The following is an 11,872-nucleotide window of genomic DNA, read 5'->3' on the forward strand; positions in this document are numbered from 1 at the left end:
AGCCATCCCATGAACACCACCCCCTCCGGCCTGCAATACGAAGACACCGTCGTGGGCGAAGGCGCTGAAGCCACCCCCGGTCAAGACGTCACCGTGCACTACACCGGCTGGCTCTACAAAGACGGCGTGCAAGGTGCCAAATTCGACTCCAGCCGCGACCGCCGCGACCCCTTTGTGTTCGGTTTGGGCGCAGGCATGGTCATCAAGGGCTGGGACGAAGGCGTGGCCGGCATGAAAATCGGTGGCCAGCGCACGCTGATCATTCCTTCCGAATTGGGCTACGGCGCACGCGGTGCTGGCGGCGTCATTCCAGCCAACGCCACCTTGAAATTTGACGTGGAATTGCTGGCTGTCGAGTAAATCGACAGCTCATGCCGCTTTCAGCAACACCCTGGCTGGGCGTGCGCGGTCTGTTGGCTGCGTTGGCGTGGATGTGTTTCGCGCCCGCCATGGCCGAAGCCATTCACGTGCCGTCGATTCCGCGTCCACAGTCAGCGCCCGCGTCCAAAGCCATAGCCAAAACATTGGCCAAAAGTCTGGCCGCCTGGGACAGGCAACAGCTGGCGATGGCCAAAGACTGTGCCAAAGATGTCGCCAGGGTCAATGCCCGCGAAAAAGGCCACACCTTGGTGGCTGAATTCGAGCTTCGGTATGAGGTGCTGCTGGACACGCCCCAAATCTACTCGCTCGCCCAATGGCTGAACATCAATTGCATTGGCCCCTATCCTGCGTTTGCAGAAAATGCCGTGGTGTTCGACATGGCCACAGGCCAACGTTACAGCCCCTTGAGGCTTTATGCCATCACGCGAAAAGGCCCCTATGGCGCCGAATTCCGGCCGGAAATTCGGACTCTGATTCGCCAAGCCCTGATCGCTGAGCGCAAGCCCATCGACAAAGACGACGAATGCATTCAGGTTCTGAAAAGTGACGAAATCAGGCTCCTTGAGGATGACACCTTGGGCTTGGGTGCCCAAGGTCTGCATGTCATGTATGCCGGGCCGCACGTGGTGCAGGCTTGCTACGGGGAAGTGGTGTTGCCCTATGCACGCCTGAAGAAATTTCTGAATACCCAAGAAGCCAAAAGAATCCATTGGGCACACTGATTTTTCAGATAACCCCTCTTGAAAACAGGGATTGGCACCCCCAGCTGCTTCCAATCATCGAAAAAACCTCCAAAAATGTCTGAATCCACCCAACCCACTCCCCAAGGCAACCCTGCCGAAGTGCCATCCAACGCGGCCGAAGCCGTACCATCACTCGACCCGCTGGCCGATGCCCAGGCTGAGCTGGCCAACCTGAAGGCGCAAAACGCCGACCTGGCCGACCAGTACCTGCGCGCCCAGGCCGACGTGCAAAACGCCCGCCGCCGTGCCGACGACGAAATCGCCAAAGCCCGCAAGTTCGCAGTGGAGGGTTTTGCCGACAGCCTGCTGCCCGTGCTGGACAGCCTGGAAGCCGGACTGGCCATCCCCAACGTGACGATCGAGCAAATCCGCGAAGGCTCTGAAGCCACCCTGCGCCAACTCAAGAGCGCCTTGGAGCGCAACAAAGTGATCGAAATCGCCCCGCCCGCAGGCACCAAGTTCGACCCGCACCACCACCAGGCCATCAGCGTGGTGCCTGCCGAGCAGGAAGCCAACACCGTGGTCACCGTGCTGCAAAAGGGCTACTCCATCGCTGACCGTGTGCTGCGTCCAGCATTGGTCACCGTTACCGCACCCAAATAAACAAAAACCTTTTTTGGCGTAAGGGGACTTGAAAAGTGCCCCGCCCGCCTCAACTGCAAGACATCTGCACTTTTACTTAATTTCGGAGCATCAAAATGGGAAGAATCATCGGTATTGACTTGGGCACCACCAACTCGTGCGTGGCCATCATGGAAGGCAACACGACCAAAGTGATCGAGAACGCCGAAGGCGCTCGCACCACACCGTCGATCATTGCTTATCAAGAAGACGGCGAAATCCTGGTTGGCGCATCGGCCAAGCGCCAAGCGGTCACCAACCCCCGCAACACCCTGTATGCGGTCAAGCGCCTGATCGGTCGCAAGTTCGCCGAAAAAGAAGTCCAAAAAGACATCGACCTGATGCCTTACACCATCGCCAAAGCCGACAACGGCGATGCCTGGGTGGAAGTGCGCGGCAACAAACTGGCCCCGCCTCAAATCAGCGCTGAAATCCTGCGCAAGATGAAGAAAACCGCCGAAGACTACCTCGGCGAAGAAGTGACCGAAGCCGTGATCACGGTGCCCGCTTACTTCAACGACGCACAGCGTCAGGCCACCAAAGACGCTGGCCGCATCGCGGGCCTGGACGTCAAGCGCATCATCAACGAGCCTACCGCTGCCGCTTTGGCTTTCGGCCTGGACAAAACCGAAAAAGGCGACCGCAAGATTGCGGTATATGACCTGGGTGGCGGCACGTTCGACGTGTCCATCATCGAAATCGCCGACGTCGATGGCGAAAAGCAATTTGAAGTGCTGTCCACCAACGGCGACACCTTCCTGGGTGGCGAAGACTTCGACCAGCGCATCATCGACTTCATCATCACCGAGTTCAAGAAAGAATCCGGCGTCGATTTGGCCAAAGACGTGCTGGCCTTGCAGCGCCTGAAAGAAGCCGCAGAAAAAGCCAAGATCGAGCTGTCCAGCTCGGCTTCGACCGACGTCAACCTGCCTTACATCACGGCCGACGCCACAGGCCCCAAGCACTTGAACGTCAAACTGACCCGCGCCAAGTTGGAGCAATTGGTCGAAGAACTGATCGAGCGCACCATCGCCCCTTGCCGCATGGCGATCAAGGACGCAGGCGTGTCGGTCGGTGACATCGACGACATCATTTTGGTCGGCGGCATGTCCCGCATGCCCAAGGTGCAAGAGAAAGTCAAAGAATTCTTTGGCAAAGAGCCCCGCAAGGACGTGAACCCTGACGAAGCCGTGGCCGTGGGCGCTGCGATCCAGGGCCAGGTCTTGTCTGGTGATCGCACCGACGTGCTGCTGCTCGACGTGACGCCTTTGTCTTTGGGCATCGAGACCATGGGTGGTGTCATGACCAAGATGATCACCAAGAACACCACCATCCCGACCAAGTTCGCACAGACTTTCTCGACCGCCGAAGACAACCAGCCTGCGGTGACGATCAAGGTGTTCCAGGGCGAACGCGACATTGCCAGTGGCAACAAATTGCTGGGTGAATTCAACCTCGAAGGCATCCCACCAGCCTCACGCGGCACACCGCAAATTGAAGTGTCCTTTGACATCGACGCCAACGGCATCTTGCATGTGGGCGCCAAAGACAAAGGCACCGGCAAAGAGAACAAGATCACGATCAAGGCCAACTCCGGTTTGTCCGAAGCCGAGATTCAGCAAATGGTGAAAGACGCCGAGCTGAATGCCGAAGAAGACAAGAAAAAACTGGAACTGGTCCAGGCCCGCAACGCCGGCGAAGCCGCTGTGCACAGCGTCAAGAAGAGCCTGACCGAGCACGGCGACAAGATCGAAGCGGCCGAGAAAGAAGCCATCGAAGCGGCAGCCAAGGAATTGGAAGAAGTTTTGAAAGGCGAAGACAAAGACGCCATCGAAGCCAAAACCGAAGCCCTGATGACGGCCAGCCAAAAGCTGGGCGAGAAGGTCTACGCCGAGATGCAAGCGCAGCAAGCCGCTGCGGGTGCAGGCGCGGCCGGTGCCGCCGAAGCCAAACCGCAAGATGACAACGTCGTGGACGCTGAAGTCAAGGAAGTCAAAAAGGGTTGATACCCCCTGTGATGTTGTGGGAGCGAGCCCCTGCTCGCGAAGGCATTCGGCCGCAAGAGCGGCCTCCCACACACCAACTGCAGCGTCCCGCGCATGGCCCGGGACGCTTTTTGCATGAAACGGCCTGAAGGCCAGGGTCCCAAGTCATGGCTACAAAACGAGATTTTTACGAAGTGCTGGGCGTTGCCAAAAACGCCACAGACGAAGACATCAAAAAGGCTTATCGCAAGCTGGCGATGAAGTACCACCCTGACCGCAACCAGGGTGAAGACGCCAAGGCCAAAGAAGCCGAAGCCAAATTCAAGGAAGTCAAAGAAGCCTACGAAATGCTGTCGGACGCGCAAAAACGCGCAGCTTACGACCAGCACGGCCACGCTGGTGTCGACCCCAACATGCGCGGCGGTGCCGAAGGCTTTGGCGGTTTCGGTGACGCGTTTGGCGACATCTTTGGTGACATTTTTGGTGGCCAAGGCCGTGGCGGTCGCGGCGCTGGACGCCAGGTGTTCCGCGGTGCCGACCTGAGCTACGCGATGGAAATCACGCTCGAAGAAGCGGCCAACGGCAAAGATTCGCAGCTGCGCATCCCGAGCTGGGACGCCTGCGACACCTGCAGCGGCACCGGCGCCAAGCCGGGCACCAGCGCCAAGACCTGCTCGACCTGCCATGGCCAAGGTCAGGTGCAAATGCGCCAAGGCTTTTTCAGCGTGCAACAGACCTGCCCCAACTGCCGTGGCACGGGCAAAATCATCCCCGACCCTTGCGGCACTTGCCACGGACAAGGCAAGCTCAAAAAGCAAAAGACGCTGGAAGTCAAAATCCCGGCCGGCATCGACGACGGCATGCGCATCCGCAGCGCAGGCAATGGCGAGCCAGGCACCAACGGTGGCCCACCGGGCGATCTGTTCATCGAAATCCGCCTCAAGAAGCATTCGATTTTTGAACGTGATGGCGATGACCTGCATTGCGCAGTGCCCATCAGCTTCACCAAAGCAGCCTTGGGCGGCGAAATCGACGTGCCCACTTTGGGTGGCAAAGCGGCCATCGACATCCCTGAAGGCACCCAGACGGGCAAGCAGTTCCGTTTGCGCGGCAAAGGCATCAAGGGCGTGCGAGGCAGCTACCCCGGCGACCTGTACTGCCACATCACCGTGGAGACGCCGGTCAAACTCACCGAACACCAGCGCAAGCTGCTCAAGGAATTTGACGAATCGCTCTCCAAAGGCGGCGGCAAACACCAGCCCAGCGGCGAAAGCTGGACCGACAAGCTCAAGGGGTTTTTCGGGGCTTGATGTTTTGCCGGGTCGTGTCTGTTGTGGGAGCGAGCCCCTGCTCGCGAATGTTTGCTGTGGCGGTGCAAGCATTCGGCCGCAGGGGCAGCCTCCCACAGAAAGAAGGACGCGAATATTTGGTGTGACTCAGACACCCGCCTGTCAGTGATCCAAAGGCTGTTTGACTTGCGTCAAACAGCCTTTTTGTTTTAGGCGCAGCATGATGGGCATGAGCGCTACCATCACCTTCCTCGGCGGAGCCGACACCGTCACCGGATCCAAGTACCTGATTGAGCACAATCACCAGCGTTTGCTGGTCGATTGCGGCTTGTTTCAGGGCTACAAACAACTGCGTTTGCGCAACTGGAACCCTTTGCCGGTGGTGGCCGAAGCCATCAATGCGGTGGTGCTGACCCATGCGCACTTGGACCACAGCGGCTACCTGCCCTTGTTGGTGAAAAACGGTTTCAGGGGCCGTGTGCACGCCACATCGGGCACCTGCGATTTGGCGACGATCTTGCTGCCGGACAGCGGGCACATTCAGGAAGAAGACGCTTTTTTTGCCAACCGGCATGGTTTCTCCAAACATGCCCCTGCCCTGCCGCTGTACACCAAGCAAGAAGCCATCGATTGTCTGAAGCAATTGCATGCGGAAAAACAAGGCCAATGGTTCGAACCCATTCGCGGCTGGAAAGCCCGCTTTCAACCGGCGGGCCACATCCTGGGGGCAGCGAGTTTGCTGCTGGATGTCGGCGGGCGGCGTATTCTGTTTTCAGGCGATCTGGGGCGGCCGGACGACCCGCTGATGAACCCGCCCGAGCCGCCACCGCAGGCCGATACGGTGTTGATCGAATCCACCTATGGCGACCGCCAACACCCCAAGGAAAAACTGTTCGAAGAACTCGGCCCACTGTTGCACAAACTGGCCGCACGCGGTGGCGTGGCGGTGGTGCCCGTGTTTGCGGTGGGCCGGGCTCAAGCGGTGCTGCACACCATTGCGCAGCTCAAGGCCGCCGGCACCATCCCCAAGGGTTTGCCCATTTTTCTGGACAGCCCGATGGCCATTCACAGCACGGCCCTGTTTGAGCGCCATCCCGGCGAGCATCGCCTGAGCGCGCAAGAGGTGCGCAGCATGGACCATGTGGCGACCATGCTGGAGACACCTGAACAATCCAAATCCTTGGTCCATCGGCATGGCCCGATGGTGATCCTGGCGGCCAGCGGCATGGCCACCGGCGGACGCGTGCTGCACCACTTGACGCAATACGCGGGCGATCACCGCAACATGGTCATTTTGACGGGCTACCAGGCACCGGGCACCCGTGGCGCTGCGCTGGCCAGCGGCCACACCACGATTCGCATCCATGCACAAGATGTGACCGTGCGGGCCGAGGTGGTGCAAATCGAATCCGCGTCGGCACATGCCGATGCCAACCAACTGTTGAGTTGGTTGCACAAAATGCCCAGCGCACCGGGTCAGGTGTATGTGGTGCATGGCGAGCGAGAAGGCTCGGACATGCTGCGCCAGCGCATCGAGCACGAAATCAAATGGCGTGCGCTGGTGCCCGAGCAAGGCTCGGTCTGGCCTTTGTAGCCAAACGGGCTGGGGTTTGATTGAGCAGCAACCGGCTTGCAGGCGATCGCAAGGGGTTCACACACCATCGCTGGCAGGCAAGCGCCCACCAACACCCGCACCACTGGTTTTGAATGTCGAATGCGCTTACAAAAAGCGATCGAGCAGCTTGCGGGAGTGTTTGTCCATGGCCGCCAGGTCGCGGATCATGAACTGAACGCCATTGGCATCGTTGATCAGCAGCACCGTGCCGGTCAGGCGACGGATGTCTTCTTCGCCTTTGAGCAAAAACTGCGTGGTACCCCGATCGGTGAGCACCGACCAGGTGCTGGGCGTGGCAAAACTGCTGACGTCCGTCAGCTGCAGGATTTCAGGCAAGAACTCGCGCTCATTCAAAGCCTGCATCACCTTGGCCCGCAGCGATGCGTCAAGTTGCGCCAATTCGTCAATCCAAAAGATCTCATGCCCATCCACGTCCATCAGCGCCACACCCGCATCGGGGGCCGACACAGGGTAAGCACGCAAAGCCGTCACAGGCACATGGCGCGTGCCGTCGGGCATCGCCAACACCCAACGACCAAAGGCATCGCGTTGCAAGTCAAACGGGCTCATGCGCTCACCTTTTGTTCTGATGCTTCGAGGCTGCCGCCCAAAACCGCCTCGGTTTCGGCTTGGCGCTGCTGGGCTTCGTACAGGCGCCAATAAGCGCCTTGCGCCTCAATCAAGGCCTCATGCGTGCCCTCTTCCACCACCACACCTTTGTCCATGACCACCAAGCGGTCGGCTTTGCGCAAAGTGGACAGGCGGTGCGCAATCGCAATCGTGGTGCGGCCACGCACCAGGTTGTCCAGCGCACGTTGAATTTCTTTTTCGGTCTCGGTGTCCACGGCCGATGTGGCTTCATCCAGAATCAAAATGCGCGGGTTGATCAGCAAGGCACGGGCAATCGAAATGCGCTGGCGTTCGCCGCCGGACAGGCCCTGACCGCGCTCACCCACCAGCGAGTCATAGCCCTGCGGCATGCGCAAGATGAACTCATGGGCATGGGCAGCACGGGCTGCCGCAACGATGTCTTCACGGGTGGCTTCGGGCTTGCCATAAGCAATGTTGTCGGCGATGGTGCCGAAGAACAAGAACGGCTCTTGCAACACCAAGCCGATTTGGCGGCGATAGTCGGCCACTTTCAGCTGACGGATGTCGGTGCCGTCCAGTTCGATGGCCCCTTCGGTCAAATCGTAAAAGCGGCAAATCAGGTTGACCAAGGTGCTCTTACCCGAACCGCTGTGGCCCACCAGACCGATCATCTGGCCGGGCTGGATGTCCAGGTTGAGTTGGCGGATCACGGCGCGGTTGCCATAACGGAAGCCCGCATCGCGCACCGTGATACGGCCTTGCACCTGAGGCGGCAAAGCCACCGGGTTGACGGCCTCTGGCACGCTGGACACATGGTCCAGGATGTCAAAAATGCGCTTGGCCCCCGATGCGGCTTTTTGCGTGTTCGAGACGATTCGGCTCATGGAATCGAGGCGGCTGTAAAACCGGCCGATGTAGGCCAAAAAGGCGGTCAACACACCCACCGTGATCTGGTCGTCCGACACCAGCCAGATGCCAAAACCCCAAACGACCAGCAAGCCGATTTCGGTCATCAAGGTCACCGTGGGCGAGAACAGCGACCACACCCGGTTCAAGCGGTCATTGACCTGCAGGTTGTGTTTATTGGCGTCCTTGAAGCGCTGGGCTTCACGGTCTTCCTGCGCAAAGGCCTTGACCACCCGAATGCCGGGAATGGTGTCGGTCAACACGTTCGTCACCTCGGCCCAGACGCGGTCGATCTTTTCAAAGCCGGTGCGCAGTTTTTCGCGCACCACATGGATCAACCAGGCAATAAAAGGCAAGGGCAGCAAGGTGACCAGGGCCAAGGTCGGGTTGATGGTGAACAGGATGACCGCCGTCATCAGGATCATCAGCACATCGGTGGCAAAGTCCAGCAGGTGCAGCGACAAAAACACGTTGATGCGATCGGTCTCGCTGCCAATGCGGGCGATCAGATCCCCCGTGCGCCGCCCGCCAAAGTACTCCAAAGAGAGTTTGAGCAAATGCTCATAGGTCGTGGTGCGCAGATCAGCGCCAATGCGCTCGGACACCAAGGCCAAGATGTAGGTTTTGGCCCAGCCCAAACCCCAGGCGAGCAAGGCCGAGGCCAGCAAGCCCAGCAAATACAGGGATACCAATGTAGGGTCGATTTCTTTGCCGTTTTGGTACGGAATCAGGATGTCGTCCATCAGCGGCATGGTCAGGTAAGGCGGCACCAAAGTGGCGGCCGTCGCAGCCAAGGTGAGCGAGAAGCCCGCCAGCAAAGAACGCTGGTAAGGCCGCGCAAAACGCCAAAGCTTGAACAGGGTCCAGGTCGATGGCGGTGCCAGGTCTTCACGGCCACAGCTGGGGCACTCTTCGTCGTCATCGCCCATGACGGTCTGGCAGACCGGGCACACCGAACCCGACAACACCGCCTGCAATGGGCGCCCCTCGGCAGGGTTGCCCCATTGGGCCAATTGGCTTTCGAACTGTGCGGCCCAGCGCGCAACGGCCGCCTGCAGACCCAGCGTGAAGCGCCAAACGGCCAATTGCCCCTTTGGGCTGGTCAATGCCAGACACCCCACACCCGCATGGTCCGTGAGTTTCAGAGACAAACCGGGCTGCAAAGCCCAGCTGGACCAGTTTTTTTCACCTTCGGGCCGGGATAAGACCCGCTGATCGGTCAAAATGATGGCACTTTTGGCAAATCGCAAGCTGCCGTCAAGGTCAACCTCTAACCAGGCTGTTGCGTTCTCATCAGGTTGCAGACAAGAATGGACTTCAACCTGCCAAGCGTCTGGAAGAACCTGACGGGATGCAGAGGCCAAAGAAGAAGTTGATGTCATTGAAAGATGAACCGGAAGCGACTCGAACGACCACGGCGGCCGACGAGACAAAAAACAACCATTGATGTCGCACACGACTGCAAATGAACTGCCCATGACTCTTTTGAATCCAGCGCAATCTACCAGTGCCATGACGGGCCGGTCATTGTATAGCCGCCCTTTTCATTCATGAACGCCAAAAATATCCAATTTCTGCGCATGACCCATTTGCGCGGTCCCAACATCTGGACTTACCGTCCTGTCATGGAAGCGCTGATCGACATTGGTGCACTGGAAGACTTCCCCTCCAACACCTTGCCCGGGTTCAACCAACGCCTGACCGCCTGGCTGCCCGGTCTGATCGAACACCGCTGCAGCGTCGGTGAACGCGGCGGCTTTTTGCAACGCCTGGAAGAAGGCACCTGGGCTGGCCATGTGCTGGAACACGTTGCACTGGAGTTGCAAACCCAGGCTGGCATGCAAACCGGTTTTGGCAAAGCACGCGAGGCAGGGCCACGAGGCATCTACAAAGTCGTGATTCGCACCCGCCACGAAGCCGTCAGCCGCAGCGCACTCGAGACCGCTCGTGAGCTGATCCTGGCCGCCATCGAAGACCGGCCTTTTGACGTCAAGACCGAAGTCAACCGCCTCAAGCAAATGGTGGACAGCCTGTGCATTGGCCCCAGCACCGCCAGCATCGTGGACGCGGCCAGCGAGCGGGGCATTCCCGCCATTCGCCTGAACGACGGCAACTTGGTGCAGTTGGGCCACGGTGCCCAGCAGCGCCGCATCTGGACGGCTGAAACCGACCGCACCAGCGCAATTGCCGAAGGCATTTCCAAAGACAAGGACCTGACCAAGCAACTGCTCAGCATGTGCGGCGTGCCTGTACCGCAAGGTCAAATTGTGGACAGCCCCGCTGCAGCCTGGGAGGCCGCACAAGACATTGGCCTGCCGGTGTGCGTCAAACCCACAGACGGCAACCATGCGCGTGGCGTTTCGCTCGAACTGTCCAAACAGGAAGACATCGAAGCCGCCTACGACATTGCGCTGGCCGAAGGCAGCGAAGTCATTGTGGAAAGCTTCATTCGCGGTGAAGAACACCGCCTGCTGGTGGTGGGCGACCATGTGGCCGCGGCCAACAAAGGCGAAACCGCCAGCGTGGTGGGTGATGGCGTGCACACCGTGGCCGAGTTGATCGAACTGCAAATCAACTCCGACCCCCGCCGTGGCGAAGAAGAAGATTTTCCGCTCGACACCATCCGACTCGATGAACACACCACCTCGGTGCTCGAACTCAAACGCCAGGGCCTGACCGCTGACAGCGTGCCAGACAAAGACCGCTCCGTGCTCATCATGCGCACCGGCAACATGGCGCTGGATGTGACCGACGAAGTGCACCCCGATGTGGCCGCGCAAGCCGTGCTGGCCGCACGCGTCGTGGGCCTGGACATCGCGGGCGTTGATCTGGTTGCACAAGACATTTCACAGCCGCTGGCGGCACAAGGTGGCGCGATTGTCGAGGTCAATGCCGGCCCCGGTTTGTTGATGCACCTGAAACCCGCTGTCGGCCAGCCACGCCCTGTGGGTCAGGCCATTGCCAATCACTTGTTCAAACCCGCAGATACCGGGCGCATTCCGGTGGTGGGCCTCATGGGTGATGGCGACACGACCCGCCCGGCGCAATTGGTGGCCTGGCTGTTGCACCTGAAAGGCCTGTACACCGGGCTGGCCTGCGCAGACGGTTTGTTCATGAACCAGCGCCAACTGCAAAACCACGGCGGCATGGACTGGGAAAATGCCCAACGGCTTTTGATCAACCGCTCGGTCGAAACCGCTGTGTTTGAAAGCGATGTGCGCCATTTGCTGGCCGAAGGTTTGCCTTATGACCGCTGCCAAGTGGGCGTCGTCACACGCATGCCCAAGGCCCAAGGTCTGGACGACTTGTACGCTGGCAGCGACGAAAAAATGCCGGGCTACGTGCGCACACAAATCGACGTGGTTTTATCTGATGGCACAGCCGTGCTGAACGCCGCCGACCCGCAAGTGGCCGACTTGGCCCGCCATTGCGATGGCAGCGTGATCTTTTACGCCGATGACGAAACCAATCCTCGCCTTGTGGCCCACTCGGCCGAAGGTGGCCGAGTCGCTTTCTGGCGTGACGGTCAACTGGTGCTGAGCGAAGGCTCGCGCGAGTCGCTTGTGCTGTCTGCCAAACGCCCTGCCGTGTCACGCTTGCTGCAAGACGGCCGACTCAACACCGACGACATGCTGGTCGCGGCCTGTGTGGCTTGGGCTCTGGACATCAGCACCGATCTGATCCGTGCCGGCGTCAAAAGCTTCGGCCAGAACACCTCCCATTAACACCCGACGAGCCCCT

General features: G+C 59.5%; 9 protein-coding genes. 7 read left to right on the plus strand and 2 right to left on the minus strand.

Annotated features, from left to right (window positions below; genetic code table 11):
* The first annotated feature begins 9 nt into the window (after positions 1 to 9).
* The 6 genes from ACZ5VE_RS10240 to ACZ5VE_RS10265 all read left to right on the plus strand — a co-directional run bounded on the left by ACZ5VE_RS10240 (position 10) and on the right by ACZ5VE_RS10265 (position 6,613).
* Positions 10 to 360: an FKBP-type peptidyl-prolyl cis-trans isomerase gene (locus ACZ5VE_RS10240; RefSeq protein ID WP_464455075.1), complete on the plus strand. Its 351-nt coding sequence runs from the start codon at positions 10 to 12 to the stop codon at positions 358 to 360.
* An 11-nt stretch (positions 361 to 371) separates the two neighbouring features.
* Positions 372 to 1,103, plus strand: coding sequence for a hypothetical protein (locus tag ACZ5VE_RS10245; RefSeq protein WP_464455076.1), 732 nt, complete (start codon positions 372 to 374; stop codon positions 1,101 to 1,103).
* Between the two features lie 75 nt (positions 1,104 to 1,178).
* Positions 1,179 to 1,727: a nucleotide exchange factor GrpE gene (gene grpE / locus ACZ5VE_RS10250; protein WP_464455077.1), complete on the plus strand. Its 549-nt coding sequence runs from the start codon at positions 1,179 to 1,181 to the stop codon at positions 1,725 to 1,727.
* 95 nt (positions 1,728 to 1,822) lie between these two features.
* Positions 1,823 to 3,751, plus strand: a complete 1,929-nt coding sequence (dnaK, locus tag ACZ5VE_RS10255; RefSeq protein WP_464455078.1) for a molecular chaperone DnaK — start codon at positions 1,823 to 1,825, stop codon at positions 3,749 to 3,751.
* A 146-nt stretch (positions 3,752 to 3,897) separates the two neighbouring features.
* Positions 3,898 to 5,040, plus strand: a complete 1,143-nt coding sequence (gene dnaJ / locus ACZ5VE_RS10260; protein WP_464455079.1) for a molecular chaperone DnaJ — start codon at positions 3,898 to 3,900, stop codon at positions 5,038 to 5,040.
* A gap of 208 nt (positions 5,041 to 5,248) precedes the next feature.
* The gene (locus tag ACZ5VE_RS10265) at positions 5,249 to 6,613 is read left to right on the plus strand and encodes an MBL fold metallo-hydrolase RNA specificity domain-containing protein (RefSeq protein WP_464455080.1); all 1,365 of its coding nucleotides are present in this window, start codon (positions 5,249 to 5,251) and stop codon (positions 6,611 to 6,613) included.
* A gap of 126 nt (positions 6,614 to 6,739) precedes the next feature.
* Here the strand turns inward: ACZ5VE_RS10265 and ACZ5VE_RS10270 are convergent, their stop codons facing one another.
* Entirely contained in the window at positions 6,740 to 7,204 is a 465-nt protein-coding gene (locus ACZ5VE_RS10270) for a cyanophycin metabolism-associated DUF1854 family protein (protein WP_464455081.1), read from the minus strand.
* Entirely contained in the window at positions 7,201 to 9,513 is a 2,313-nt protein-coding gene (locus ACZ5VE_RS10275) for a cyanophycin metabolism-associated ABC transporter (RefSeq protein WP_464455082.1), read from the minus strand. Before ACZ5VE_RS10275 ends, ACZ5VE_RS10270 begins: the two co-directional genes overlap by 4 nt.
* Positions 9,514 to 9,681: 168 nt before the next feature.
* Here ACZ5VE_RS10275 and ACZ5VE_RS10280 point away from each other — a divergent pair, with 168 nt between their 5' ends.
* Positions 9,682 to 11,856 (plus strand): cyanophycin synthetase, encoded by a 2,175-nt coding sequence (locus ACZ5VE_RS10280; protein ID WP_464455083.1) that lies wholly within the window; start codon positions 9,682 to 9,684, stop codon positions 11,854 to 11,856.
* Positions 11,857 to 11,872 lie beyond the last annotated feature (16 nt).

The sequence above is a fragment of the Limnohabitans sp. INBF003 genome, from assembly GCF_055396645.1.